General features: G+C 69.7%; 27 protein-coding genes and 2 tRNA genes. 20 read left to right on the top strand and 9 right to left on the bottom strand.

All coding sequences use genetic code 11. From position 1 onward, the window contains the following. Positions 1–47: 47 nt before the first annotated feature. The 6 genes from ettA to H483_RS23535 are packed head-to-tail and all read left to right on the top strand — an operon-like array spanning position 48 to position 4,983. Positions 48–1,721: an energy-dependent translational throttle protein EttA gene (gene ettA, locus H483_RS23560; RefSeq protein ID WP_017835717.1), complete on the top strand. Its 1,674-nt coding sequence runs from the start codon at positions 48–50 to the stop codon at positions 1,719–1,721. A gap of 5 nt (positions 1,722–1,726) precedes the next feature. Beyond that, positions 1,727–2,176 carry a thioesterase family protein gene (locus H483_RS23555; protein ID WP_017835716.1) on the top strand — a complete coding sequence of 150 codons (450 nt, stop codon included), beginning with the start codon at positions 1,727–1,729 and terminating at the stop codon, positions 2,174–2,176. After that, the gene (locus tag H483_RS23550) at positions 2,173–2,634 is read left to right on the top strand and encodes a thioesterase family protein (protein ID WP_017835715.1); all 462 of its coding nucleotides are present in this window, start codon (positions 2,173–2,175) and stop codon (positions 2,632–2,634) included. The genes H483_RS23555 and H483_RS23550 overlap by 4 nt, the downstream gene beginning before the upstream one ends. Then, the gene (locus H483_RS23545) at positions 2,631–3,116 is read left to right on the top strand and encodes a thioesterase family protein (protein WP_017835714.1); all 486 of its coding nucleotides are present in this window, start codon (positions 2,631–2,633) and stop codon (positions 3,114–3,116) included. Before H483_RS23550 ends, H483_RS23545 begins: the two co-directional genes overlap by 4 nt. Positions 3,117–3,118: 2 nt before the next feature. Next, positions 3,119–3,802: a hypothetical protein gene (locus H483_RS23540; protein ID WP_031264521.1), complete on the top strand. Its 684-nt coding sequence runs from the start codon at positions 3,119–3,121 to the stop codon at positions 3,800–3,802. Further along, entirely contained in the window at positions 3,799–4,983 is a 1,185-nt protein-coding gene (locus tag H483_RS23535; protein WP_017835712.1) for a site-specific DNA-methyltransferase, read from the top strand. Before H483_RS23540 ends, H483_RS23535 begins: the two co-directional genes overlap by 4 nt. Here H483_RS23535 and H483_RS23530 read toward each other — a convergent pair. Together H483_RS23530 and H483_RS23525 are read right to left on the bottom strand one after the other, a co-directional pair. Further along, a complete protein-coding gene (locus tag H483_RS23530) occupies positions 4,980–6,545 on the bottom strand; it encodes a glycoside hydrolase family 13 protein (RefSeq protein WP_042328911.1) in 1,566 nt (521 codons plus the stop codon). The genes H483_RS23535 and H483_RS23530 overlap by 4 nt on opposite strands. 38 nt (positions 6,546–6,583) lie before the next feature. Continuing rightward, entirely contained in the window at positions 6,584–6,979 is a 396-nt protein-coding gene (locus H483_RS23525) for a globin (RefSeq protein ID WP_017835710.1), read from the bottom strand. A gap of 239 nt (positions 6,980–7,218) precedes the next feature. Between H483_RS23525 and H483_RS23520 the strand changes: the two genes are divergently transcribed. Then, positions 7,219–7,830: an HNH endonuclease gene (locus H483_RS23520; RefSeq protein ID WP_017835709.1), complete on the top strand. Its 612-nt coding sequence runs from the start codon at positions 7,219–7,221 to the stop codon at positions 7,828–7,830. A gap of 188 nt (positions 7,831–8,018) precedes the next feature. Here H483_RS23520 and H483_RS23515 read toward each other — a convergent pair whose 3' ends face one another. Both H483_RS23515 and H483_RS23510 read right to left on the bottom strand, forming a co-directional pair. After that, positions 8,019–8,444, bottom strand: coding sequence for a DUF302 domain-containing protein (locus H483_RS23515; RefSeq protein ID WP_017835708.1), 426 nt, complete (start codon positions 8,442–8,444; stop codon positions 8,019–8,021). A gap of 71 nt (positions 8,445–8,515) precedes the next feature. Then, a complete protein-coding gene (locus H483_RS23510; protein ID WP_017835707.1) occupies positions 8,516–8,773 on the bottom strand; it encodes a metal-sensitive transcriptional regulator in 258 nt (85 codons plus the stop codon). A 375-nt stretch (positions 8,774–9,148) separates the two neighbouring features. On the opposite strand from H483_RS23510, the gene H483_RS23505 reads away from it, so the two are divergent. From H483_RS23505 to H483_RS23490, 4 genes are all read left to right on the top strand, one after another. Then, a complete protein-coding gene (locus H483_RS23505; RefSeq protein WP_031264520.1) occupies positions 9,149–10,543 on the top strand; it encodes a rhodanese-like domain-containing protein in 1,395 nt (464 codons plus the stop codon). A gap of 155 nt (positions 10,544–10,698) precedes the next feature. Then, entirely contained in the window at positions 10,699–11,295 is a 597-nt protein-coding gene (locus H483_RS23500; RefSeq protein WP_017835705.1) for a rhodanese-like domain-containing protein, read from the top strand. A gap of 46 nt (positions 11,296–11,341) precedes the next feature. After that, complete coding sequence (locus tag H483_RS23495) at positions 11,342–12,247, top strand: sulfite exporter TauE/SafE family protein (protein WP_017835704.1); 906 nt, start codon at positions 11,342–11,344, stop codon at positions 12,245–12,247. Between the two features lie 42 nt (positions 12,248–12,289). Further along, complete coding sequence (locus H483_RS23490) at positions 12,290–13,573, top strand: MFS transporter (RefSeq protein ID WP_017835703.1); 1,284 nt, start codon at positions 12,290–12,292, stop codon at positions 13,571–13,573. A gap of 102 nt (positions 13,574–13,675) precedes the next feature. Here H483_RS23490 and H483_RS23485 read toward each other — a convergent pair whose 3' ends face one another. Then, on the bottom strand, positions 13,676–14,119 hold the full coding sequence (locus H483_RS23485; protein WP_152427841.1) for a DUF6653 family protein: 444 nt from the start codon (positions 14,117–14,119) through the stop codon (positions 13,676–13,678). A gap of 117 nt (positions 14,120–14,236) precedes the next feature. Continuing rightward, on the bottom strand, positions 14,237–16,831 hold the full coding sequence (gene pepN, locus H483_RS23480; RefSeq protein WP_017835701.1) for an aminopeptidase N: 2,595 nt from the start codon (positions 16,829–16,831) through the stop codon (positions 14,237–14,239). Between the two features lie 94 nt (positions 16,832–16,925). Between pepN and H483_RS23475 the strand changes: the two genes are divergently transcribed. From H483_RS23475 to H483_RS23460, 4 genes are read left to right on the top strand one after another with little or no spacing between them, the layout of a single operon-like run. After that, a complete protein-coding gene (locus H483_RS23475) occupies positions 16,926–17,552 on the top strand; it encodes a DsbA family protein (RefSeq protein ID WP_017835700.1) in 627 nt (208 codons plus the stop codon). A 10-nt stretch (positions 17,553–17,562) separates the two neighbouring features. After that, complete coding sequence (locus tag H483_RS23470; RefSeq protein WP_031264518.1) at positions 17,563–18,087, top strand: GNAT family N-acetyltransferase; 525 nt, start codon at positions 17,563–17,565, stop codon at positions 18,085–18,087. A gap of 58 nt (positions 18,088–18,145) precedes the next feature. After that, positions 18,146–18,619 carry a ribose-5-phosphate isomerase gene (locus H483_RS23465; RefSeq protein WP_017835698.1) on the top strand — a complete coding sequence of 158 codons (474 nt, stop codon included), beginning with the start codon at positions 18,146–18,148 and terminating at the stop codon, positions 18,617–18,619. A 6-nt stretch (positions 18,620–18,625) separates the two neighbouring features. Then, a complete protein-coding gene (locus H483_RS23460; protein ID WP_017835697.1) occupies positions 18,626–19,534 on the top strand; it encodes an Fpg/Nei family DNA glycosylase in 909 nt (302 codons plus the stop codon). 204 nt (positions 19,535–19,738) lie between these two features. Here H483_RS23460 and H483_RS23455 read toward each other — a convergent pair. After that, positions 19,739–19,812, bottom strand: a tRNA-Gly gene (locus tag H483_RS23455). Positions 19,813–20,009: 197 nt separating this feature from the next. Between H483_RS23455 and H483_RS23450 the strand changes: the two genes are divergently transcribed. From H483_RS23450 to clpX, 5 genes are all read left to right on the top strand, one after another. Then, positions 20,010–20,086, top strand: a tRNA-Pro gene (locus tag H483_RS23450). A gap of 50 nt (positions 20,087–20,136) precedes the next feature. After that, positions 20,137–21,555, top strand: coding sequence for a trigger factor (tig, locus tag H483_RS23445; protein WP_017835696.1), 1,419 nt, complete (start codon positions 20,137–20,139; stop codon positions 21,553–21,555). 322 nt (positions 21,556–21,877) lie between these two features. After that, on the top strand, positions 21,878–22,447 hold the full coding sequence (locus H483_RS23440; protein ID WP_042328906.1) for an ATP-dependent Clp protease proteolytic subunit: 570 nt from the start codon (positions 21,878–21,880) through the stop codon (positions 22,445–22,447). A gap of 71 nt (positions 22,448–22,518) precedes the next feature. Then, a complete protein-coding gene (locus H483_RS23435) occupies positions 22,519–23,142 on the top strand; it encodes an ATP-dependent Clp protease proteolytic subunit (protein ID WP_031264516.1) in 624 nt (207 codons plus the stop codon). A 146-nt stretch (positions 23,143–23,288) separates the two neighbouring features. Beyond that, complete coding sequence (gene clpX, locus H483_RS23430; protein WP_017835693.1) at positions 23,289–24,557, top strand: ATP-dependent Clp protease ATP-binding subunit ClpX; 1,269 nt, start codon at positions 23,289–23,291, stop codon at positions 24,555–24,557. Positions 24,558–24,581: 24 nt separating this feature from the next. Here the strand turns inward: clpX and H483_RS23425 are convergent, their stop codons facing one another. Together H483_RS23425 and pcaD are read right to left on the bottom strand one after the other, a co-directional pair. Next, complete coding sequence (locus H483_RS23425; protein ID WP_017835692.1) at positions 24,582–25,793, bottom strand: acetyl-CoA C-acetyltransferase; 1,212 nt, start codon at positions 25,791–25,793, stop codon at positions 24,582–24,584. 52 nt (positions 25,794–25,845) lie between these two features. Then, entirely contained in the window at positions 25,846–26,628 is a 783-nt protein-coding gene (gene pcaD, locus H483_RS23420; RefSeq protein WP_017835691.1) for a 3-oxoadipate enol-lactonase, read from the bottom strand. Positions 26,629–26,713: the final 85 nt, after the last annotated feature.

Raw genomic sequence — 26,713 nt, 5'->3', positions numbered from 1 at the left:
GGCCCGGCTGCGGCGATGTGAACTATTTGCGCAGTTGAGAGGGTGGAATGGCCGAGTTTATCTACACCATGAAGAAGGTCCGCAAGGCGCACGGGGACAAGGTGATCCTCGACGACGTGACGATGTCCTTCTACCCCGGTGCGAAGATCGGCGTCGTGGGCCCCAACGGCGCGGGTAAGTCCTCGATCCTCAAGATCATGGCCGGCCTGGACCAGCCCTCCAACGGTGAGGCGTTCCTCGACCCCGAGGCCAGCGTCGGCATCCTCATGCAGGAGCCGGTGCTCGACGAAAGCAAGACCGTCAAGGAGAACGTCGAGGACGGCCTCGGCGAGACCATGGTGCAGCTCCGCCGGTACAACGCGGTGGCCGAGGAGATGGCGACCGACTACACCGATGAGCTCATGGAGGAGATGGGGCGGCTGCAGGAGCAGCTCGACGCGGTGGACGCCTGGGACGTGGACTCCCAGATCGAGCAGGCCATGGACGCATTGCGCTGCCCGCCGGGGGACTCGCCCGTCACCCACCTGTCCGGTGGCGAGATGCGCCGCGTCGCGCTGTGCAAGCTGCTGCTGAGCAAGCCCGACCTGCTCCTGCTGGACGAGCCCACCAACCACCTCGACGCCGAGTCGGTGCTGTGGTTGGAGCAGCACCTGGCCGCCTACCCGGGCGCCGTCCTGGCCGTCACCCACGACCGCTACTTCCTCGACCACGTGGCGCAGTGGATCTGTGAGGTCGACCGCGGCAAGTTGCACCCCTACGAGGGCAACTATTCCACCTACCTGGAGAAGAAGGCCGAGCGCCTCGAGGTGCAGGGCAAGAAGGACCAGAAGCTGCAGAAGCGCCTCAAGGCCGAGCTCGAGTGGGTCCGCTCCGGCGCCAAGGCCCGCCAGTCCAAGTCCAAAGCACGTCTGGCCAAGTACGAGGAGATGGCGGCGGAGGCGGAGAAGCACCGCAAGCTGGACTTCGAGGAGATCCAGATCCCCACCCCGCCGCGACTGGGCAACGTGGTGGTCGAGGCCGACAAGCTCCAGAAGGGCTTCGACGACCGTGTCCTGATCAAGGACCTGTCGTTCACCCTGCCGCGCAACGGTATCGTCGGCGTGATCGGCCCCAACGGTGTCGGTAAGACCACCCTGTTCAAGACGATCGTCGGACTCGAGGAGCCGGACGCCGGTTCCGTGCGGGTGGGGGACACGGTCAAGCTGAGCTACGTGGACCAGTCCCGCGCGAACATCGACCCCGAGAAGTCCGTGTGGGAGGTCGTGTCCGAGGGCAACGACTTCATCGAGGTCGGGCAGAACGAGATGCCCTCGCGTGCCTACGTGAGCGCCTTCGGCTTCAAGGGTCCGGACCAGCAGAAGAAGGCCGGTGTGCTCTCGGGCGGTGAGCGCAACCGACTGAACCTGGCCCTGACACTTAAGGTCGGCGGCAACCTGATCCTGCTGGACGAGCCGACCAACGACCTCGACACAGAGACCCTGGGCAGCCTCGAGAATGCGCTCGAGGACTTTCCCGGCTGCGCCGTGGTGATCTCGCACGACCGCTGGTTCCTAGACCGCACCTGTACCCACATCCTCGCGTGGGAGGGCAACGTCGCCGAGGGGCAGTGGTACTGGTTCGAGGGCAACTTCGAGGGCTACGAGCAGAACAAGGTCGACCGCCTCGGCCCGGACGCCGCCCGCCCGCACCGGGTCACCCACCGCAAGCTCACGCGGGACTGACGTCGATGGGATCGCACGCCGCGCCCGAGACGCGGACCCCCGGAGAGGTCCACCGGGTCCACATCCCTCTGCGCATCGCGGACTTCGTGGGGTTGCACGTCAACAACGTGCGGTTCCAGGAGTTCTCCCAGGACGCCAGACTGATGTGGTTCCGGGACAGGTTCGGCGTGCCCGGGTCGCGGGTGCCGATCGCGCTGGCACGGTGGATGGAGATCGACTTCCGCCGCGTCATCGGGTACGGCGCCACGAGCGTGTGGGTCGACGTGGAGGTCCTGCGGGTCGGACGCACGTCCTTCACCATGAGGACCTCGATCGGCGCGGACTCCACGGGCCCGGAGCCGTGCGCGGTCGTCGACACCGTCCTGGTGGTGACGGCGCCGGACGAGACCACGACACTCGAGATCAGTCCCGAGGAGCGCGCGGCGCTGCTCGGAGGGAGCGAGGAGGCGAGATGAGTCCCGGTGACCAGACCCCGGACCGGGGGACGTTCCGTTGCACCCTGCAGGTGCGGTGGGCGGACTTCGACCAGTTCGGGCACGTCAACAACGTCAAGTACATCGAGTACGCGCAGGAGGCTCGGATCCTGTTCGTCCGCAGCCGGTTCGGCCCGTTCGGGCTGGGCAACCTGCCGCAGATCGTCCGCCGGGTCGAGATCGACCACCTCCGCCCGGTCCTTCGGGATTCGACGTCGGTGGATGTCGAGATCGAGGTCGAACACGTCGGGACCACCTCCTACCAGATCCGGCAGACGATCTTCGACGCAGCGGGGGAGATCTGTTGCGCGCTGCGCGTGGTGATGGTCGCCTACGACGCCTCGACCTCTACGGCCGTGGAGATACCGACAGGGGTTCGGCACGTCCTCGAGGCAGCGCACCAGCGGGCGGCGATCACCGACGACAGGCCCGCGGAGTGACCGAGCAGCTCGTCTACGAGGCCGGGGGACCCCTCGGAGTCTCGGGTGAGCCGGGACGCCGCGTGTTCACCGCGGCGCTGCCCGTCCGCTGGTCGGACCAGGATCTCTACCATCACGTCAACCACGCGCGGATGATCACACTCCTCGAGGAGGCCCGGATCCCGTGGCTCTTCGAAGAGGGTATCCCCACCGCGACCCTCGCCGCCGGCGCCGTGATGACCGAGCTCGCCGTGAAGTATCGCGGCCAGGTCACCCGCGCCGACGGCCCGATCCGGGTGCGAATGTGGTGCGAGAAGGTGGGCGCGGCCATGTTCGTGGCCCGGCACGAGGTCCGCGGGCGCGCCACCCCGGACTCCGCGCCCGCGGCGGTGGAGTGCACGTCCACGATCGCCGCGTTCGACCTCGCCACCCAGCGGCCGCGCCGGTTCACCCGGGCCGAGCGGGAGCACCTGATGCAGTTCCGTCACGGGGATCCGGCGTGACCATGCCGGTGGCCGGCGGCGCAGGGGGCGAGACGATCGCGGTCCCCGACCCCGCCGACAGGGACGACATGCGGACGCTCCTGCGCCGACTACTGCGCCTCGACGAGGCGGCGGTGGTCCGGTTGACCAGCGGTGACGACGGCAGGATGCGCGTGTGGTCCCGGACGCCCTTCGGCGCCCTGGTGGTCCGCGCGGTCGGTGGACACTGCCCGCGTGGCGACGTGGTGTGTGGAGCCGACCACCTGCTCACCGAGTTGGATCTCCTGCCGCGCGGCGACGCCGAGGGACGCGTCGATCCGGGGATGCCCCTCACCTCCTCCTGGCAGGGGTTGCTCCCGCCGACCGACGGTTTCCAGATGGTCGAGGCGGTCCCCGCGCAGGTGTTGCTCGATCTGACCGAGTCCGGGCGCGATGCGGCTCGGGAGAACGCGGGGCCGGCCGGCCTGCCGCCCTCCTTGCTGGACCAGGACGTGCTCACCGTCCGCGCGGACACCGACAGCCCCGTGGCGGTGGACATGCGAACCGTCTTCTCCATGGTGATGTGCGGCTTCGTTCCCGAGCGGGCCGGCCGCGCCCCGGAGGGCGAACCGGTCCGGGTGAGTGAACGCGGCGCGTGGTTACGCCTGGACGCCCGCTACGGCACGGCCTACCGCCGGACCGACGCGCTCACCCTCCAACCGCGATGACGTCCCCGGGGTTCTCGGTCTCCTGGCCCGGGAGGGGCGAGCCCGAGATCCCGGGAGAACACGGGCCGGCGCCCGAGCTCGCCGCGGCGCTGCCTGACGCCGGGGGACAGGTCACCGGGGTCGTCCTGTGCGGTGACGGGGGCAGGATCGCCGAGGTCGGTGACGTGCTGGACGGGTTCGGTCTGCAGGCCACTCGTGCGGCGCAGCTGGTGTACCTCGACCCGCCCTACAACCGCGGCGGCAGCTTCGACGGGTACCACGACAACATGCCGCGCCATCGCTGGCTGGGATACATCGAGCGCCGGCTGGTGGTGTCCCGCGAACTCCTCGCGGACACCGGCACCGTGTGGGTGCACCTGGACGACGCGGAGGCCCACCGTGTCCGCTGCGTGCTCGACGAGGTGTTCGGCCCGGACGCCTTCATCGCCGACCTCACCGTGGAGAGCAACCCCAAGGGGCGTCAGCTCGACAGGTTCTTCGCCGGCTCCCACGACCGGCTCATGGTGTACGCGCGGGACCCCGAGTACGTCCGCCTGGCCGGCGGGGTGGCCTCCGCGGTCGACCCCTCCGACTTCCCGCATACCGCTGAGGACGGGGTCACCTACCGGCTGCTGCCGTTGCGCAACACCAACAAGCGGTTCAACCCGCGCACGACGCCCACCATGACCTACCCGCTCTACGGAGACCCCGAGACCGGCGAGGTCTCCGTGGATCCCGCGCCCGGGCTCACCGAGATCCTCCCGGTGTTCGGAGATCTCAGCCCTGCTGTCTGGCGCTGGTCGCGCGACCGCGCGAGGGAGCGCGGCGGCGAGTTGGTGTGTCGGACGGTGCGCGGCCGGGCCGGGCCGCGGGTCGACGTGTACCAACGAGACCGGCACGAGGCGGGCCGCATCAAGAAACTCAGGACCATCTGGCTGTCCCAGGAGGTCGGGTCCACCGACACCGCCCGCGCGGAACTGCGCAGCGCGGGGGTCGACGGTTTCCGTACGCCCAAGCCCGAGTCGCTGATGCGGCGGATCGTGGAACTGGCGACCGAGGCGGACGACCTGGTGGTGGACCTGTTCGCGGGCTCCGGGACCACCGCCGTGGCGGCCCGCGACCTGGGACGTCGCTGGGTGGTGGTGGAGCGCAACCCCGAGACGGTCCGCGACGTGATCCTGCCGCGGTTGCGCGTCCTCTAGCGGGGTCGCATCCACACCGCGGTGTCCGGCGGCAGGATCTCACCTGCCCCGGTGTGCGGGTCGAGGGGTCCGGAGGCGAGGATGACCTCGCCCTCGGGGAGCGGTACCGATCGCTCGGAGGTGTTGAGTGCGCACACCACGCCGTCGTCGCGGCGGAACGCAAGGCACCCGGACGGCGCGCCGTACCACGCGACCGACGCGGTGCGCGGACCCCGCCAGGCCCGCCGGGTCTCGATGGCGGCCCGGTACAACGACAGGGTGGAGTCCGGGTCCTCGAGCTGGGCCTCCACCGTCAGGGGACCCCAGTTGCCCGGCATCGGGAGCCAGGTCCGATCGGCGGTCGAGAAACCGTAGGGCGGCCGGGTGCCCTCCCACGGCATGGGGACGCGGCAGTGGTCGCGCCCCATCTCCGCGTGGCCGCTGCGTTCCCAGGTGGGGTCGGTCAACCGGTCGTGGGGGATCGAGAAGTCGCTCGGCAGCCCCAGTTCGGACCCCTCGTAGATGAAGGAGATCCCCGGCAGGGCCAGTTCCACCAGCAGCATCGCCCGGGCCCGGGCGGTGCCGAGGGCGCCGTTGCCGTAGCGGGTCACCTCACGCACGACGTCGTGGTTGGACAACGCCCAGGTGGGGGCCGAGTCGGCGATGCGGGAGGCCTCGAGCGTGGCCTCGATGGCCTCACGGACGGCGCCGGCCTCGAAGGGTGCGCCGGTGAGCGGGAAGTGGAACGCGAAACGCAGCTCGTCGGGGCGCAGGTACCGCGCGAACCGGTCGGCCGGGCCCACCCACACCTCGCCGAAGGTCGCCGCGCCCGGGTACTCGTCGACGACCGCGCGGATCCGCCGGTGGACGTCGTGGACGCCGGGCCGGTCCCACCGCGCATCGCGCTCGTCGACGACGAGTTGGGCGATCTCCACGTCGTCAGGCAGGTCGGCCAGGTCGTCCGGCTTGGCCAGACCGTGCGCCACGTCGATCCGGAACCCGTCGACCCCCAGGTCGAGCCAGAAGCGCAGCGTCTGCTCGAGGTCGTCGCCGACGTCGGGGTGCGACCAGTCCAGGTCCGGCTGCTCGGGTGCGAAGAGATGGAGGTACCACTGCCCGGGCGTCCCGTCCGCCTCCGTGATGCGCGTCCAGGCCGGCCCGCCGAACACCGAGGGCCAGTTGTTGGGTGGCCGGGAGCCGTCGTTACCGAGGCCGTCGCGGAAGAAGTAGCGCTCGCGTTCCGGACTGCCCGGGCCGGCCTCCACCGCGGCAGCGAACCATGCGTGTTCGACGCTCGTGTGATTGGGCACCAGATCCATGATCAGGACCATCTGCGCGGCGTGCAGCTCCTCGATCAGTCGCCGCAGCGTCTCGACGTCACCGAACAGGGGGTCGACGTCCCGCGGGTCCGAGACGTCATAGCCGTGGTCGGCGCCGGGGGACCGCATGATGGGGGACAGCCACACCCCGTCTACTCCCAGCAGTTCCAGGTAGCCGACGTGGTCGATCACCCCCTGCAGGTCGCCGTAGCCGTCCCCGTCGGCGTCGGCGAAGGAGCGCGGATAGATTTGGTAGAGGACCATGTCCTCCCAGGGCCGCGTGGAATGGGCCGGGGACGCCGTCACATGTCCTCCGGGGTGTTGACCATCATCGCGGCGGCGCGGGTGAAGTACTCGACCATCGCCGCCCGGTGCTCGTCGTCCAGGGTCTCGCGGTCGATCGTGTCCACCGCGGCGAGCATGTGAGTGAGCCAGGCGTCGTGCGCCGCCCGGTCGACACGGAACGGGTTGTGGCGCATCCGGAGGCGGGGGTGCCCGCGCTGCTCCGAGTAGGTGGTGGGGCCACCCCAGTACTGCTCGAGGAACATCCGCATGCGGTCCTCGGCCGGACCCAGGTCCTCCTCCGGATACAGCGGCCGCAGCACCGGGTCGTCCGCGACCCGCAGGTAGAACTCGTGGACCAGCGACCGGAAGGTCTCCGCGCCGCCGATCTCGTCGTAGAAGGTAGTGCCGCTCATGCCCCCATCATGCCCGTGGGATCGGCCAGGGGGACCGATCCCACCACCCGTCCCCACCACGCGTCCCCACCACGCGTTGTCTCCGGTCGCCGGGGGAGACGCGGGCGACACGGTTGACCTGTCCGCGGTGATAGCACACGAACTGTTCACCGAGGGTGCATCATCGTTGCAGGCGAGGTTCACCACGGGCCCGGTCGCCGATGGTGGACTGGGCTCGGACAGACGAGTGGAGACCGACCATGGGCACAGCTGTGCGCGAGAATTCGGAGTACCGACAACCGGGGTCACGAGCCCCCGTTCGACTCGAACGCGTCCCCGACCCGCACATCCCGCTGACCGCCGCCCCGCGGGTCCTCCTGCTCAACGCCGGTTATGAGGCCCTCACCGCCCTGTCCGCTCGTCGCGCCGTGGTGATGCTTCTCGGTGGCAAAGCGGTGGTGGTCCATGACCACCCGGACGAGATCCTGGTCCGATCGGTCGACACGGCCGTCCGCGTGCCCTCGGTGATCATGCTCCGCGAGTACGTCCGCATCCCGTACCGCGCGCAGGTGCCCATGACGCGGGCCGCCCTGATGCACCGCGACTCCCACCGGTGCGGGTACTGCAACGCCCGCGCGACCACCATCGACCACGTGATCCCGCGCAGCCGCGGGGGCGCACACGAGTGGGAGAACTGTGTGGCCTCCTGCGCGCCGTGCAATCACCGTAAGGCCGACAAGCTCCTCTCCGAGCTGGGGTGGGAACTGCGGGTGCCGTTGGTGGCGCCGAGGGGTCGGACGTGGCGGCTCGTCTCCCAGCTCCGCGAGATCGGCCCGTACTGGGAGGATTACCTGTACCTCGACGCCGCCTGATCCGGATCGAGGTGGGCGTTGGCGGTTCGCTGACGTCGCCTACTTCGGTGAGCAGTCGGGTGACGCCTCTGTTGCAGCGCAGGCAGCGGTGAATCGGGACAGCTCCACCGAGCTCCCCGGGAGCGGGGCATGGACGCCTCATCATTGATGAGACGTCCATGTCGGGGTTGTGGTGGGCGGGGCTGGCCTCAGCTCTGTGCGGGGCCGGCTTCGCTGATCGCCGACAGGGCGGCACGCAACCGTGCGTCGGCGTCATCGGCGACTTCACGCACCTGCGGGCTGCCGCTGAGCTGGACCATGGTCTGCGGGTCGATGGCCTCCACAGTGGTCTGCCCCTCGTCTCTGCCGCGGCGTACCACCACGTTGCACGGCAGCAGGACGCCGAGCTGCGGCTCGGCGGCGAGAGCCTTGCTGGCCAGGCCGGGGTTGCAGGCTCCCAGGATCACGTAGTCGCCCACGGCCTCGGCTGCCTCTTCGCCCAGTTTGGTGTTGAAGGTCGCATTGACGTCGATCTCGGTCAGGATGCCGAAGCCCTGGTCGGCCAGGGCGGCGCGGGTACGCTCCAGGGCCTGCTCGTAGGGCATCGGGACAGTGATGGTGCGGGTGTAGGTCATGAATGGTCCCTTCGATGGTTCGTCGACGGTATTGCCACTTCCGGATTCCAGGGAGTCAGGTTCGGCGGGGGTCAGGCCAGGGAGAGGAACAGCTTCTCCAGGTCCCGTCTGTCCAGGTCTTCCCCGGGGTTGGTCAGGCATTGTTCGAGGCCGCTGGCGATGATCGCGAAACCGGCCCGGTCCAGAGCCTTGGACACCGCCGAGAGCTGGGTGACGATGTCCGTGCAGTCGCGGCCCTCCTCGATCATGCGTACCACGGCTCCCAGCTGCCCTTGAGCGCGCTTGAGCCGGTTGAGTGTGGGTGTCAGTTCGACGCTGTCGAGTTGCATGGGGGTCTCCTGCCAGAGGTGCGAAGTTCCCCCACCATATACCCCGGGGGGTGTTTTGACTAGCTTTCCCTGTGTTCTGGCTGCGGGCTCTCCCGCCCTGTCCCGTTGGCTGCCGTGGCGAATCTCCTCGTCGGCAGTGGCGGGGAGTGGGCGGGCGGATCGTCGACCGTCCGGACAGGCCTGATCTCCGGCGCCGACAGCGGGGTCGAGTGATGTCGGACGGTCGAATGCTCGGACACTGCCTTGCCTGCACGTGCCCCGGGCCCCTCCGGGCCCGCTGGCCGATGCCCCTGGGGGCATGTTGTTTATACCCCCTAGGGTATGTACAGTCGTGGCACGCCCCTCGCAGGGAACCCGATCGACAAGGAGATCTCGATGCTTCTCGAACGCATCTACGACGAGGACCTGGCGCAGGCCGGTTACTTCATCGGCTGCCAGGCCAAGAACGAGGCGATGGTGGTCGATGCCCGTCGCGATGTCCGCGAGTACCTGGATCTGGCCGCGCGGCACGGGATGACGATCACCGCGGTGACCGAGACCCATATCCACGCCGACTACCTGTCCGGTACCCGTGAGCTGGCGGAGGCCACCGGGGCGACCGTCTATGTTTCCGGTGAGGGTGGTGAGGACTGGCAGTACGGTTTCGCCGCGGAGCGTCTGCATCATGGTGACCAGGTGAAGCTGGGCAACATCACGGTCGAGGCCGTGCACACGCCGGGTCATACGCCGGAGCACCTGTCGTTCCTCATCACCGACGGCGCGTTCGCCGATGCTCCCGGGTACATGTTGACCGGTGACTTCGTGTTCTCCGGTGACCTGGGCCGCCCGGATCTGCTGGATGAGGCGGCGGGCGGGGTGGACACCCGCTTCGTCGGCGCCACGCAGATCTTCCGCAGCCTCAAGGAGTCGTTCGTCACGCTGCCGGATCATGTCCAGGTCTTCCCGGGCCATGGTTCGGGCAGCGCCTGCGGCAAGGCGTTGGGCGCGCTGCCGTCGACCAGCGTCGGTTACGAGCGGCGCTACGCCTGGTGGGCGGGGTACGTCGAGCGTGATGACGAGCAGGGTTTCGTCGATGAGCTGCTCGACGGTCAGCCGGACGCGCACGCCTACTTCGGGCGGATGAAGCGGCAGAACAAAGAGGGACCGGCGGTGCTCGGGCCGCTGGCCCCGCTGCGCCAGTACGACACGGTCGAGTTGGCCGGTGAGCTGGAGTCCGGGAAGGCCGTCCTGGTCGATACCCGCGGTCAGGACGAGGTCCACGCCGGCACCGTTCCCGGTGCGCTGAACATCCCCGGCGTCGACAAGGCCGCGTCCTTCGGGGCCTGGGTCTATGACCCCGAGCGCGAGGACACCCCCCTGGTCGTCCTCGCGGAGGACGTGGAGGTCGCCGAGGCGCTGCGCGATCACCTGCTGCGCGTCGGCATCGACACCGTCACCGGGTACACCACCAGCCTCGAGGGGCTGCCGACGGTGACCCCCGAGATGATCGGGCCCGAGGAGCTTGCCTCGTTCGACGCCGCGATGGTGCTGGACGTGCGGAACAAGACCGAGCACGCAGATGGCCACATCCCGGGCTCGGAGCAGCTCAGCGGCGGCCGGGTGCTGTGGAACCTCGAGCAGTTGCCGACCGACGGTCCGATCGTGACCTACTGCCAGAGCGGCGTCCGCAACTCCGTGGCGGCCAGCGCCCTGCGCCGCGCCGGCTACCACGTGGTCGAGCTCGAGGGCAGCTACGCCGCCTGGTCCGAGCGCAACCTCGCGACCGTCTGACCCGACGCACCCGCACCCCCCGGGGGCCGGACACCCCGTCCGGCCCCCACCTCAGCACCCCGGGGGGCCGGACACCCCGTCCGGCCCCCGGGTCCGGTGGCGCCCGCCGCCACCTTTCCCCACATCTCGCAGACACAAAGGATTTCGCTTCACCCATGCTCTCCACCCTCACCCATGCCCCGACCATCGCCCCGGCCGACCTGCGCGACGCCCTGGCCTCGGGCACCCCGCCCACCGTCATCGACGTGCGGTCGGGCGCCGAGTACTCCTCGGTCCACATCCGCGGCTCCTACAACGTGCCGCTGCCCCTGCTGGCCGAGCACGGGGACGAGTTCGCCTCCCGCCTGCCCGGGCAGGTCGTGCTGATCTGCCAGTCGGGCAACCGCGCCCGCCAGGCCAACCAGCGGCTGGAGTCCGTGGGCGTGGACCCCGATTCGGTCACCGTCCTGGACGGCGGGATCGCCGGCTACGAGGCCGCCGGCGGTGAGGTCGTCCGCGGCAAGGGCGCCTGGGCGATGGACCGGCAGGTCCGGATGGTCGCCGGTTCGCTCGTCCTGGCCGGCGTCACCGCCTCCAAGGTCGTCTCCCCGAAGTTCGCCTACCTCGCCGGGGCCATCGGGGCCGGGCTGACCTACTCCGCGGCGAGCAACTCCTGCGCCATGGCCGCGGGCCTGGCCAAGATGCCGTGGAACCGCTCGGCCGACGAGCCCGGCCTGGGCACCGTCCTGGACTCGCTGCCCACCCGCTCCTGACCCACCCCACCCAGACCGGCGCCCCCGCCGGAGAAAGGCACCCGACATGGAGATCACCGTGATCGTCGTGGTGGCGCTGGCCGTCCTGGTCGGTCTGTCACTGGGCCTGCTCGGCGGGGGCGGGTCCATCCTGGTCGTGCCGCTGCTGACCTACATCGGCGGACTCGACCCCAAGGAGGCCATCGCCACCTCCCTGTTCGTCGTCGGTGCGACGTCGCTGGTGAGCCTGTTCGGCCACGCCCGCAAGGGCAACGTCCAGTGGCGCACCGGACTGATCTTCGGCGCCGCCGGCATGGTCGGCGCATTCGGCGGCGGACTCGCGGGCGGGTACATCCCCGGCACAGTCCTGATGGTGGCCTTCGCGATCATGATGATCGCCACCGCCGGCGCGATGATCAAGGGCCGCAAGGACCGCGACGGGCAGAGCAACGACCACCACCACCCGCTGTGGCGGATCCTGCTCGACGGTCTCGTCGTGGGCGCCGCGACCGGACTGGTCGGCGCCGGCGGTGGCTTCCTCGTCGTCCCGGCCCTCGTGCTGCTCGCGGGCCTGCCGATGACCGCCGCGGTGGGCACCTCCCTGCTGGTCATCGCCATGAAGTCCTTCGCCGGACTCGGCGGCTACCTCACCTCGGTCAGCCTGGACTGGCCACTGGTCGCCGCTGTCACCGCCGCCGCCATCGCCGGCTCCTTCGTCGGGGTCCGCCTCACCTCCGTCGTCCCGGAGAAGGCCCTGAGAAAGGGCTTCGGCTACTTCGTCTTGCTCATGGGCGCCTTCGTCCTGTCCCAGGAACTACCCTTCCCCGCCGCACCGATCATCCTAGGCACTGTCGCTCTGCTGGCGTTTGTCGCCGCCGTCTGCTTCGTAGCCGTCGACCGCTGCCCGCTGCGGTCGTCGGAGAGTCGAGCCGAGCCGTCGGTTCTCGCTCACCAGGGGAGCGGAACGCGATAGAGGCGACACGGCCCGAACGCGGTCGATCGCGAGGAGGAGAGCATGCGCAGCGAACGAACCCCCGAGCTCGGTCTCAAAGCCAACGCCGCCCAGTTCACTCTGCTCGTCGCCATCAATGCGCTGGTCGGCGGCATGGTGGGTCAGCAACAGACCGTGCCACCCCTGTTGGCCACGGAACTCTTCGGCCTGACCGGTTACACCTTCATCTTCACCTACGTCGCGGCCTTCGGTGTCACCAAGGCGATCGCGAACTACTTCGCCGGGACGTTCTCCGACCGATACGGCCGCAAACCCGTCCTGCTGGTCGGGTGGCTCTTCGCCATCCCGGTGCCACTCATGCTCATCTGGGCACCCGACTGGACCTGGGTGGTGGCCGCCAACATCCTGCTGGGCATCAACCAGGGACTGACCTGGTCCACCACCGTGGTGATGAAGATCGACCTCGTCGGGCCCCGGCAGCGCGGTCTGGCGATGGGACTCAACGAGGCGGCAGGCTACGGCGCGGTCGCGGTGACCTCACTGCTCGCCGGCTACCTCGCGGGGCAGTACGGCCTGCGACCGGCGCCGTTCCTGGTCGGTGTGGCCTACACGGCCCTGGCTCTGGTGCTGTCCGGGATCTTCGTCCGCGAGACGCGCGACCACGCACTCCTGGACGCGGGGCGGCACACCGCCCGCCCGGACGGACTGCACGACCATCTCCATGCCGACATGACAGACCGGGAGATCGCGATCCAGACCAGCTTCCGAGAGCCGGCCCTGTCCTCGGCGAGCCAGGCGGGGCTCGTCAACAACCTCAACTTCGGCCTGTCCTGGGGGCTGTTCCCCCTGTTGTTCGCCACTGCTGGTCTGACCGTGGGGCAGATCGGACTGCTGTTCGCGCTCTACCCGGCCGTCTGGGGAGTGGGGCAGCTGTTCACCGGCGCGCTCTCGGACCGGGTCGGTCGCAAGCACCTGATCTCGGTGGGGATGGCCACCCAGGCGGCCGCCCTGGTCGTCATCGCGCTCGGCAACGGATTCGGTATGTGGGCGGTGGGCACCATGATCCTGGGAGCAGGGACCGCGATGGTCTATCCGACGCTGTTGGCCGCGATCGGCGACGTGGCCCACCCCGTGTGGCGGGGACGAGCCGTCGGTGTCTACCGCGTGTGGCGCGATCTGGGTTACGCGGTCGGCGCGGTGTTCGGGGGGATCGTCGCCGACGCCATGGGCATGCACGCCGCCGTGTGGGCCGCCGCCGCCGTCAGTGCGGCGTCGGCGGCGGCCGTAGCGATCCGCATGTACGAGACACTCACGCCGCTCGTCGTCAGAGACGCGAGTGACGACTGATCCGCTCTCGGTGGCTTTGCAGATCGCACTACTCGGCGTGTGTGGTGGCGGAGAAGTACCCGCACCGCTGTAGCGGCACCGACAGGCGATGTATCCGAGCAGCTAGAGGGGCGGTCCGGTCGTCTGACTGGTCGTGCGCGAGAATCGGTCCGCCCACAGCCTCCACTGCATCAACGTCACCGCCTCGAACATCCCGGTGCAGGCGACCGCGCCAGTCATCCTGTGCCGATAGCCGGCCACCATTGCGCCCATGAGCGACGTACTCGCCATGACTGTCAGCGCCAGGATCATCGGCTCGGACCGGGGATCCCGAGTCCAGGACTCCTCGCCCAGGATCGCGCGGGTCGCGAACGACGACGTGTCGTGAGCCGGCGGGGTCATCACCGGGTTGGCCGCGAACCACGCGCCGATGGGCACGTACAACCACCAGCGGCGAGTCCACAACGGCACCAGCAGCAGCGGTGCGCTCAGGAGTCGCGACCAGGCACTGACCGGATGAGCGTGCCGTCGGAATATGCGTGCGTAGAAGCCATTCTCGGACACCACGAGTCCAGCCTGACAGGTTCGGCCACCGGGACGGCCACAGTGTCGTGTAATCCCGCCACTGCCGCCCGTCCGGGCAGGCGTCTCGACGTGGCCCCCGGACGAGCGCGGCACCCGGGCTCAGCCCGCGGCTGCGGCATCCACGGCGCGGGCCTCGAGAGCGCGGGTGAGGTCCGCGTTCTGCTCGGCGAGGATCCGGCGCAGGCCGGCCGGGAATGAGGCGTCCGCGATCACGGCGTCGAAGCGGGCCACGGTCTCGGCGTCCACCGACCACGCGGGGAACAACCCGGCGGCGACGGTCTTGGCCAGGTCGCCGGAGCGTGCCTTCCACAGTGCGGTCACGTCGTCCAGGTAGCGCTCGCACAGGCCGGTGAGCAGGTGCTCCTGGCCCGGCAGGTCGACGCCCAGCAGGGTGGCACGCACCAGCGCGTTGCTCGGTGCGTCGTCCCCGGTGGCGGTGAGCAGCGTCTCGGCCTCTTCCTTGGCGCCGACGGTGGGCCTGGCGGCGCGGGCGGTGGCCGCCCGCCGGGCGCCTCCGGCGGTGTCATCGGCCGCCAGCTCCTCGTCGATCCGGTCGGTGGTCTCCGCGCCGGCGGCCACGAGCGCGGTGAGGACGGTCCACCGGAGGTCGGTGTCCAGGGTCACGCCGGGCAGGCCCGCCTCGTCCGGGCCCGCGTCGAGGAGGCACGCGAGAACGCGCGCCTCGTCGGCACCCACCGGGCAACTGCACAGCGCGGCGAGGAACGCCAGCTGGTGGTCGGATCCCGCCTCCGAGTCCCGGGCCGCCGTGAGCATCGCGGCGGAGAACTCGGGCCAGCCGGTGGCGGCCGCCCAGTCCGGGTCGGCGTACCTCGCCAGCGCGGTCTGCGCCTGGGCGAGCACGCGCTGGACCACTCCGATGTGGGGCTCTCGCGGGGCCGCGCGGGTGACCACCTCGACAAACCCTCGAGCCGGCATCCGGGCCTCGCGGGTCATCTCCCACAGCGCGGACCAGCACAGGGTGCGGGCGAGCGAATCAGTCACGTCTTCGATCGAGCGCAGCACCGTGTCGAGCGAGCGCTCGTCGAGCCGCACCGAGCAGTACGTCAGGTCCGCGTCGTTGGGCAGGATCAGGTCCGGCAGGGGGAGCCCGGCCGTGTCCGGGACGGTCGTGCGCTCGGAGTCGACGTCCAACTCGGCGAACGTGGTCCGGACCAGTGCCCCCGAGTCGTCACGGCTGTAGAGCCCCACCCCGAGGCGGTGCGTGCGCAGTTCTCCGGCGCCGGGGGCGGCCGGTCCCTGGACGACGGTCAGTTCCGAGATCGTCCCCGGGGCGTCGGCGGGGGTGCTCACCTCCACGGAGATCGGGTTGATGCCGGTGGTCCGCAACCACTGGGCGGCCCAGTCGGACAGGTCGCGACCGGATGACGCCTCGAGGGCGCGGAGGAGATCGTCGAACTCGGCGTTGCCGAAGGCGTGCTCGGAGAAGTAGGCGCGCAGACCCGCCAGGAACGGCTCGCGCCCCACGTACGCCACCAGCTGCTTGAGCACGGACGCGCCCTTGGCGTAGGTGATCCCGTCGAAGTTCGCCTCGACCGTCTCCAGGTCCGTCATGTCGGCTGCGACGGGGTGGGTCGAGGGCAGTTGGTCCTGCCGGTACGCCCACGCCTTCTCCACGTTGGCGAAGGTGGTCCACGCGTCGGTGTACTGCGTGGCGTCGACCTGGGCGAGGACCGAGGCGAAGGTCGCGAACGACTCGTTGAGCCACAGGTCGTCCCACCACCGCATGGTCACCAGGTCGCCGAACCACATGTGGGCCATCTCGTGCAGGATCGTCTCGTTGCGGCGTTCGTAGCGGTAACCGGTGACGCGGGAGCGGAAGACGTAGTCCTCGAGGAAGGTCACCGCCCCGGCGTTCTCCATGGCGCCCGCGTTGAACTCGGGAACGAAGATCTGGTCGTACTTGCCGAAGGCGTACGGCATGCCGAACTCGCGGTGGTAGAACCCGAAGCCCTCCTTGGTCTCGGCGAACAGCCGGTCGGCGTCGAGGTGCTCGGCGAGCGACCGGCGACACAACAGTCGTAGAGGGATGGTCCCGTGCTCGTCCGTGTAGGAGTCCTCCGCCACGTGGTACGGGCCGGCGATCAGGGCCACCAGGTAGGTCGAGAGGACCTCCGTCTGCTCGAACCGATGAACGACCGCCCCCGACTCGCCCGGGGACTCGGCGGCCGGGGTGTTGGCCACCACGACCCAGGCGGCGGGAGCCGTGACGGTCAGCGTGTAGCGCGCCTTGAGGTCGGGCTGGTCGAAGCAGGCGAACACCCGCTTGGCGTCGGCGGTCTGGAACTGCGTGTAGAGATAGACCTCCCCGTCCACGGGATCGACCATGCGGTGCAGGCCCTCTCCGGTCGAGGTGTAGGCCAGATCGGCGTCCACGACGAGCTCGTTGGTCTCCTGCAGGTCGGGCAGCGTCAGCCCCACCTCATCGTCATAGCGCCCGGTCTCCAGGGTCTGTCCGTTCAACGTCGCCGATCGGATCCGCGCCGACCTCAGGTCGATGAACGTCTGGGCCCCGGGGCGGGAGCAGGTGAACCGGACGACCGTGCGGGACCGGAACGTCCCGGATCCCGGCCCACCGGAGCCGTCGGTGAGGTCCAGGTCCACCTCGTAGGTGTCCACGTCGAGCAGCTCCGCCCTGGCGGCGGCGTCGGAACGGGTGAGATTGAGCGAGCGCATCGGGAGGTCCTCGGTTCCTGGCGGGGGTGGTGGCCCCAGTCCTACCACCCGGGGCGGGGTGGCAGTCGGGGACCCTGACGAGGAGGATGGGGCCATGACATCTTCCGATTCCACCGCTCGCCGTTCCGTCGACTTCTGGTTCGACCCCCTGTGCCCCTTCGCGTGGGTCACCAGCCGCTGGATCCTCGAGGTGGAGAAGGTCCGCGACATCGATCTGACCTGGAACGTGATGAGCCTGTCCGTCCTCAACGACGGCCGGGACCTGCCCGAGGAGTACTCCGCGCTGATGACCCGGGGCTGGGGCCCGGTCCGCGTGGCGATCGCCGCCGCACAGCGTCACGGCCAGGAGGTCCTGGGCAGGCTGTACACCGAGCTCGGCACCCGCATCCACGACCAGGGCCGGGGGATCGAGGACCCCACCGTGATCACCGAGGCGCTGGAGGCCGCGGGTCTGGACGCGGGCCTCGCCGCCGCGGCGGCGACCGATGAGTACGACGACGAGTTGCGCGCCTCGCACCACCGCGGCATGGACCCGGTGGGCGACGAGGTCGGCACTCCGGTCGTTCACGTCGACGGCGTGGCCTTCTTCGGACCCGTCCTCACGCGGATCCCGCGCGGCGAGGACGCCGGGAAGGTCTTCGACGGCGCCGCCCTGCTCGCCGGATATCCCTACTTCTTCGAGCTCAAGCGCAGCCGCACCGAGGCCCCGCAGTTCGACTGACGCGGTAGCGATGGCGCGCGGATCGACGGCAGACCTCGTGGACCCGGAAGGAGTGGCGGACCTCCGGCCATTGGGGATGGACGATGTCGAACTCCTGGCCCCCGCCACCCTGCTCAACGTCAACTGGACGGGTCGAGAGCGGGTCACCGCCTCCGACGTGGCGGCCGATCCCGCGCTGGCCCACTACACCGTGCTCAGGCCCGACCGGGGCGACTTCGGGGTGGTGGCCGAGATGTCCGGTCGCCCGGTCGGTGTGGTGTGGCTGCTGTTCCTCGACGCCACGGATCCCGGTTACGGCTACGTGGCGGACGGGATTCCCGAACTCAGCGTGTGCGTCTGGCCGGGGTATCGCGGGAGAGGCCTCGGAACTCTGATGCTCGAGGCAGCGCTGGCGGCCGCGCGGGACCGCGGTTTGGATCGGGTGTCTCTCAGCGTCGAGGCGGAGAATCCCGCCCGGAGGCTGTATGCCGACGTGGGTTTCGTCGACGTGGACGCCGCGTGCCCGGGGACGATGGTGGTCTCGCTGACCCGGTGAGAGCCCCGACCGACGGCGGACGGGGAGGCGCCCGGCTCCGCGTGGCAGAATCGCCGCCATGCGCATCTACCTGGGAGCGGACCACGCCGGCTTCGAAACCAAGAACGTCATCGCCGAGCACCTGACGGCCGCCGGCCACGAGGTGGTCGACTGCGGTGCCCACACCTACGACGCCGAGGACGACTACCCGGCGTTCTGCATCGACGCCGCTCGCAAGGTCGTCGCGGACCCCGGCAGCCTCGGCATCGTGCTGGGCGGGTCCGGCAACGGCGAGCAGATCGCGGCCAACAAGGTCCCCGGCGCCCGCTGCGCGCTGGCGTGGAGCGTCGAGACCGCCCGTCTGGCCCGCGAGCACAACAACGCGCAACTGATCGGCATCGGCGGGCGCATGCACTCGCAGGAGGAGGCGCTGGCGATCGTCGACGCGTTCCTCGACCAGAGCTGGTCGGAGGCCGAGCGTCACCAGCGGCGCATCGACATCCTCGCCGAGTACGAGCGCACCCACGAGGCCCCGCCGGTCCCCGGCGCCTGAGTTCCCGTGCCAGAGGGGCACACCCTCCACCGACTGGCCCGCCTGCACACCGAGTACTTCGCAGGCGGGCCCGTCCGCGTCTCGAGCCCACAGGGGCGGTTCGCCGACCACGTCGTCGTCGACGGTCGGTACTTTGACCGCGCCACGGCGGTCGGCAAGCACCTCTTCCACCACTACGAGGGCGGCCTGGCGGTCCACGTCCACCTGGGGCTCTACGGGTTCTTCGACACGCACCTGGTGCCGCAGGGGGAGAAGCCCCCGGCACCGGTCGGGCAGGTGCGGATGCGTGTCGGCTCGGTCCGCGACGAAGCAGTTCGCGACGAGGCGGTTCGCGACGAGGCAGTCAGCCAAGAGGCGGCCGGCGTGGAGTGGGAAGCGGAAGGCGGGCCGGTGCACTATGTGGACCTCCGCGGGCCCACCAGGTGCGAGGTGATCGACGAGGCGGGGGTGGTCGAGGTCAGAGGCCGTCTGGGGCCCGATCCGCTGGACGCCGACGCCGACCCCGAGCGGGCCTGGACGCGGATCTCCCGCAGCGCGCGACCGATCGGCGCTCTGCTGATGGACCAGAAGGTGCTGGCCGGGGTGGGCAACGTCTACCGGGCCGAGGTGCTGTTCCGGCACGGTGTCGATCCGTTCCGCGCCGGTTCGCGGGTGACGGAGGGCGAGTTCCGCGCGATCTGGGACGACCTGGCGCAGTTGATGGGGGTGGGGGTGGCGACCGGCGCCATCCACACGATCCGCCCGGAGCACGACCATGGCGACGTGCCCAGACGCGGCGCCGACCGACCGCGCAACTACGTCTACCAACGCGACGGGTGGCCCTGCCGGGTGTGCCGCGACGAGATCGTCCTGCAGACGTTGGAGGCGCGGACCCTCTTCTGGTGCCCGACCTGCCAGCCGGGACGGCCGCGCTGAACCCGTCGCCGCGTCGCAGCCGCGGGCGGGCGGGTTAGCCGGGTAGCGGGCGATCATCTCGCAGCCGCACGTCGCGACGGCGTCTCGCGCGCACCGAAGTGCCTGCGAGACGCCATGCCGAGGGGCGGCTGGGATCTGATCGAGCAGGCGCTACCGCGAGACGCCATCCTCGGGAGCTCCGGGAGGGCGGCGCGGGTCGTCGTGTGGAGCGGGCGACGGGAATCGAACCCGCGTAGCCTGCTTGGAAGGCAGGGGCTTTACCATTAAGCTACGCCCGCGACGGCGGCTGACCTGGAGTTCCCCCCGAGGTTCGCTCGCGCGGTGATCACACTACCGGACCGGTGCGGCACCCCCAACTCCCGGCCCGCCAACGCGGAATCTGCCGTGATGCGGCACTGTCGTACACTGGCCGAGTTGGTTTGGCGGCCCGGCAGGTTCTCCGCGTATGTCGCGGGCGGTCGGTCGCGCGACTCACCGGGATGTGGCGCAGCTTGGTAGCGCATCCGCTTTGGGAGCGGAGGGTCGCAGGTTCGAATCCTGTCATCCCGACCAGCGGAGCCCGAGACATGAACCCCACACGACTTTCCTAGGAGATCATCACCGTGAAGAGCACTGTCGAGCAGCTGAACCCGACCCGGGTCAAGGTCACGGTGGAGGTGCCGTTCGCGGAGCTCGAGCCGGACTTCGCCAAGGCCTACAAGTCGCTCGCCGGCCAGGTCAACATCGCCGGTTTCCGTCCGGGTAAGGCCCCCGCCAAGCTCCTCGAGGCACGCATCGGTCGCCCGGCGGTCCTGGAGCAGGTCATCAACGACATGATCCCGACCCGCTACGGCCAGGCCGTCGACGAGCACGATCTCAAGGTCCTGGCCCAGCCGGAGATCGAGGTGACGAAGCTCGAGGACGGCGACGTCGTGGAGTTCACCGCCGAGGTGGACGTGCGCCCGGAGATCACCCTGCCCACCTACTCGGAGCTGGCGGTCACCGTCGAGGCCCCGGCCGCCGACGACGCGGCGGTGGAGACGGAGCTCGACAACCTCCGCGCCCGCTTCGGCACCCTCAAGGGCGTCGAGCGTGGTGCCGAGAAGGGCGACTTCCTCTCGGTGGACCTGGCCGCCACCGTCGACGGTGAACCCGTCGACGACGCCTCGACCGAGGGCCTGTCCTACGAGCTCGGTTCCGGCACGCTCATCGAGGGCCTCGACGACGCGGCCGAGGGCCTCAAGGCCGGCGAGTCCAAGGAGTTCACATCGTCCCTCGTCGCGGGCGACCACGCGGGCAAGGAGGCGGTCATCACCGTGACCGTCCAGTCCGTCAAGGAGCGCGAGCTCCCCGACGCCGACGACGAGTTCGCCCAGATGGCCAGCGAGTTCGACACCCTCGACGAGCTCAAGGCCGACCTCACGGAGAAGGTGGCGCAGCAGGCCAAGGCCGGCCTCGCGGGCGAGATCCGCGACAAGGTCCTGGACGCGTTGATCGAGGCCACCGACATCCCGACCCCCGAGTCCCTCGTTGAGTCCGAAGCGCACGCGCAGATGCACCAGCTCATCGACCAGTTCGGTGGGGACCCGGCGATCCTCGACCAGGCGCTGGCCGCCGAGGGCACGGACCGCGAGACCTTCGAGGCGGAGACCCGCGAGGGCGCCGCGCGCGCCATCCGTAGCCAGCTCCTGCTGGACGCCGTGGCCGAGCAGGCCTCGACGGAGGTCTCGCAGGAGGAGCTCACGCAGCACATCATGTTCCAGGCCCAGCGCTACGGCATGGACCCGAACCAGTTCGTGCAGCAGATCCAGCAGGCCGGCCAGCTGGGCTCGCTGTTCTCCGACGTGCGCCGTTCCAAGGCGCTGGCCGACGTCATCGTCCAGGCGAACGTCACCGACACCGAGGGCAACTCCGTCGACACCACCGAGTTCTTCGGGTCCCGTGAGGAGGAGTCCGCCGACTCCACCGATGCCGCGGACACCGCCGAGGCCGTCGAGTCCACCGACGCCGCGGACACCGACGGCAAGGGCGACGACGCCTGACGGTTCTCGCCTGCATCACCCTCGGAGCCGGGGGCCACCCCATGGTGGTCCCCGGCTCCGTCGTTCGCGGTGGCGGTGCACCCGGTGCCCGCCGACGACGGCCGCGGGCGCCGACGCTGAGAGCGAACACCCGCCCTGTCGGGACGGTTCCGTCGTGGGCGTTGGTTACTGTTTGACGTAACGGATACCCGGCCGCCGGACGGCCGGGCACCGCGGGAGCGGTGAGACGATCAGCGAAGGTAGGTACCCCGTGGCCCAGAACGGTTCAGCGGCACAGCCCGGTTCGACGCAACCCGCCCTCAGCTCTCCCGGATCCCACGGGCTGAGCCTCGGCGACTCGGTGTACGAGCGTCTCCTGCAGGAACGGATCATCTTCCTGGGTTCCCAGGTGGACGACGACATCGCCAACCGCCTCTGCGCGCAGATCCTGCTGCTCGCGGCGGAGGACCCCACCCGCGACATCGCCATGTACATCAACTCGCCCGGCGGCTCGGTGTCCGCGGGCATGGCGATTTTCGACACCATGCAGTTTGTTGAGTGCGACGTCTCCACGTATGCGATGGGACTTGCGGCCTCGATGGGCCAGTTCCTCCTGGCCGCCGGTACCAAGGGCAAGCGTTTCGCGCTGCCGCACGCCAAGATCATGATGCATCAGCCCTCCGGCGGAGTCGGCGGGTCGGCCATCGACATCGCCATCCAAGCCGAGCAGCTCGCCTTGACTAAGAAGCAGATGGCCGAGCTCATCGCCGACCACACGGGCCAGTCGTTCGAGCAGGTCACCGAGGACTCGGACCGTGACCGGTGGTTCACCGCGCAGCAGGCCAAGGAGTACGGGTTCGTCGACCACGTGATCACGCGCGCGTCCCAGACCGGCGGAACGTCGCCGTCGTGAACGTCGAACCCGTCGCCCACGGGAGCGCTCCCGCAGCCCAGCCCGCCCCGCACACCACCACGGAGTCACCGATGACCTCACTGCCGACCTCCCGATACATTCTTCCCTCCTTCGTCGAGCACTCGAGCTACGGCGTCAAGGAGTCCAACCCGTACAACAAGCTCTTCGAGGAGCGCATCATCTTCCTGGGCACCCAGGTCGACGACGCCTCGGCGAACGACATCATGGCCCAGCTCCTCGTCCTCGAGGGCCAGGATCCGGACCGCGACATCACCATGTACATCAACTCGCCCGGTGGGTCGTTCACCTCGCTCATGGCGATCTACGACACGATGCAGTACGTGCGCCCCGACATCGTGACGGTGTGCCTGGGGCAGGCGGCCTCGGCCGCCGCCGTCCTGCTCGCGGCGGGCACCAAGGGCAAGCGGGCCGCGTTGCCCAACGCCCGCATCCTCATCCACCAGCCGTCGACCGGCGGCATGCAGGGGCAGGCATCGGATCTCGAGATCCAGGCCGCGGAGATCGAGCGCATGCGACGTCTGATGGAGACCACGCTGGCGCGGCACACCGGTCACGACGCGGACAAGATCCGCAAGGACACCGATCGCGACAAGATCCTCACGGCCGCCGAGGCCAAGGACTACGGGATCATCGACACCGTGTTCGACTACCGCAAGCTGTCGGCGACCAACTGACGTCCGGGCGGCGCGCCGTAGTGGGTAGCGGTGCGCCGTCAGGTCCAATGAACTGATCGCGCGGGGGTCGGATTTGCCGGCCCTCCCGCGTACCGTCGACTACGGGGTGTGAATCCGGGCCCCTGGAATGCGAGGACGTAGAACTCATGGCACGTGTGGGTGAGAGCGGCGACCTGTTGAAGTGTTCCTTCTGTGGGAAGAGCCAGAAGCAGGTCAAGAAGCTGATCGCCGGTCCCGGGGTCTACATCTGTGACGAGTGCATCGAGCTGTGCAACGAGATCATCGAGTCCGAGGTCGAGGACTCGCAGGACTCGGCACTCGACGAGCTGCCCAAGCCGTCGGAGATCCACGCGTTCCTCGACGAGTACGTGGTAGGGCAGGACGCGGCCAAGCGAAACCTCGCGGTGGCCGTCTACAACCACTACAAGCGCATTCGCGTGGGGGCCTCGCTCGGCCGCGGTGACGCGGTGGAACTGGCCAAGTCCAACATCCTTATGCTGGGGCCGACCGGGTGTGGCAAGACGTACCTCGCCCAGACGCTGGCCAAGATGCTCAACGTCCCGTTCGCCATCGCCGACGCCACCGCGCTGACCGAGGCGGGATACGTCGGCGAGGACGTGGAGAACATCCTCCTCAAGCTCATCCAGGCCGCCGACTACGACACCAAGCGCGCCGAGATGGGCATCATCTACATCGACGAGGTCGACAAGATCGCCCGGAAGGCCGAGAACCCGTCGATCACCCGCGACGTGTCCGGCGAAGGCGTGCAGCAGGCGCTGCTCAAGATCCTCGAGGGCACGCAGGCGTCGGTGCCGCCGCAGGGTGGTCGCAAGCACCCGCACCAGGAGTTCATCCAGATCGACACGTCTAACGTGTTGTTCATCGTCGCCGGGGCGTTCCAGGGTCTGGAGAAGATCGTCGGTGACCGGGTCGGGCGCAAGGGGTTGGGCTTCGGCGCCGAGGTCGCCAGCAAGGCGAGCCTCGACACGACGGAGAACTTCAGCGAGGTCATGCCGGAGGACCTCGTGAAGTACGGGCTGATCCCGGAGTTCATCGGTCGACTCCCGGTGGTGGCCACGGTGACGAGCCTCGACCGCGAGGCGCTGGTCAACATCCTCAGCGAGCCCAAGAACGCACTCGTCAAGCAGTACGCGCGGCTGTTCGAGATGGACGGCGTCGAGCTCGAGTTCTCGCAGGACGCCCTCGAGGCGGTGGCCGACCAGGCGATCCTGCGGGGCACCGGAGCCCGCGGACTGCGCGCCATCATGGAGGAGGTCCTCCTCCCGGTGATGTACGACATCCCCGGGCGCGATGACGTCGCCCGCGTGGTGGTGACCGGTGAGACGGTGCGCCACAACGTGCTGCCGACGATCGTCCCGTTCTCCGAGTCCGAGCCCCGCGAGAAGTCGGCCTAGGCCGCACGCGGGGCCGGGCCAGGCTCAGACGCGTTCGAAGACGGCGGCCAGCCCCTGGCCGCCGCCGATGCACATCGTCTCCAGCCCCCACTGGGCATCGCGTCGCACCATCTCGCGGGAGAGCGTGGCGAGCATCCGGGCGCCGGTCGCTCCGACGGGGTGACCGAGCGAGATCCCGGAGCCGTGGGGGTTGAGGTGCTCCGAGGCGGGATCGATGTCCCACTCCCGCATGACGGCCAGCGCCTGGGCGGCGAAGGCCTCGTTGAGCTCGATCACATCCATGTCCGCCAGGGTCATCCCGAGCCGGTCCAGAGCCTTCGCGGTGGCGGGGACCGGGCCGATCCCCATCGTCTCCGGGGCGACACCGGCCACGGACCAGGACGCCAGGCGCACCAGCGGGTCCAATCCGAGCGAGGCGGCTCTATCCGCCGTGGTGACCACGCACATCGCGGCGCCGTCGTTCTGTCCGGAGGCGTTGCCGGCGGTGACGGTGGCTTCGGGGTCGGTGCGCCTCATGACGGGGCGCAGGCGCGCGAGCGCCTCGATCGAACTGTCGGCCCGGGGGTGCTCGTCGGTGGCGATGACGACGGCGTCGCCCCTGCGCTGCGGGACGGTGACGGGAACGATCTCCTCGGCGAACACCCCGGACGCCTGCGCGGCGACCGCCCGACGATGGGACTGCACTGCCAGCCAGTCCTGTTCCTCCCGGCTGATGTCGTACTCGCGGCGGAGGTTCTCGGCCGTCTCGATCATCCCCCCATCGATGACGTGGGAGCGGCCACCGACCGTGGTGCGGGCGCGGCCGAGGCGATCGACCAGGGAGACGCCCTCGCCGGTGATGCCCCAGCGGGGCGAGGGCGTGGCGTAGAACTCCACCTGGCTCATAGACTCGACGCCGCCGGCCACGACGAGGTCCATCCCGCCGGAGGCCACCTGCAGCGCGCCGGTGATGATCGCCTGGAGGCCGGAACCGCAGCGTCGGTCGAGTTGCATGCCCGGCACGTCGATCCCCAGGGGTGAGTCCAGCGCAGCGATCCGACCGACGGCGGGTCCCTCGCCGTTCGGGGAACCCTGCCCCAGCACCACGTCATCGACCTCGGCCCCGGTCAGGCCGGTGCGCTCGACGAGCGTCGTGAGCAGAGCAGTTGCCAGGGTGTTCGCGTCCAACTCCCGGAACACCCCGCCGAAACGTCCGACCGGGGTGCGGAGCGGGTGGCAGATGACGATGTCGCGCATGGGTTCTCCTTATGGTGGCCGGCGTTGGCGTGACCTCTGCGTCCTTCCGCGGTCACCCGTCGGCGTTCGCGGTCAGGTGCGAGCGGAGTACCGCGTTCACGCGGTCGGGGATCTCTACGGTGGGAACGTGGGCGGCGGGGGACAGGGTCACGAACTCGGCGCCCGGGATCCCGGCGGCGAGTTCGCGGACCACGGCGGGCGACGTCGAGGGGTCCTCGTCTCCGGCCATCACAAGGGTGGGGCAGGTGATCCGGCCGAGGTCGGCGCGCCCGTCCCAGTCCGACAGCGCATCACAGGCCGCGGCGTATCCCTCAGTACTGGTCGCTAGCAGCATCTCGCGGATCGCAGCCACCAGTGCGGGGTCCTGCTGGGCGCGACGGGGGGTGATCCACCTCGCCACCACCGCGTCGGCGACGGCGCCGGTACCGCCGTCGCGAACGGCGGCAGCCCTCTCGACCCATGCTGAGGGCTCACCGAACCTCGCGGCGGTGCACAGCAGGGCCGCGGACCGGACCCTGGCGGGCTCGTGGACCGCGAGCCACTGGGCCAGGGCTCCCCCTAGGGAGAGTCCGACGACGTGGAAGCGGTCCATTCCGAGGGCGTCGAGTAGCACCAGTACGTCGCCGGCGAGATCGGCGATCGTGCACGGCCCCGGGATCACCTCTGAGCCGCCGTGGCCACGGTGGTCCACAGCGATCACGGTGTGGTCCCGGGCCAGGTCGTGGACCTGTGCGTCCCACATCGACCGGTCCGAACCGAGGGACCCGAGGAGGACGACGGCCGGGGCGTCCTCCGGCGGCGGGCCGCTGACCTGATACGACAGGGTGGCGAGCATGGGGTGTGTCCTTTCCTGGGGGTCGGCGGAACCGGTCGGGCCCACGTGGCGTGCGGGACGCACCGGTCCAACGTACGACTGATGG

The organism is Dietzia sp. UCD-THP (assembly GCF_000349585.1).
GTDB classification, from domain to species: Bacteria; Actinomycetota; Actinomycetes; order Mycobacteriales; family Mycobacteriaceae; genus Dietzia; species Dietzia natronolimnaea_A.
The sequence above is the reverse complement of the archived record's forward strand: the minus strand, read 5'-3'. Positions and strand labels throughout refer to the sequence as shown.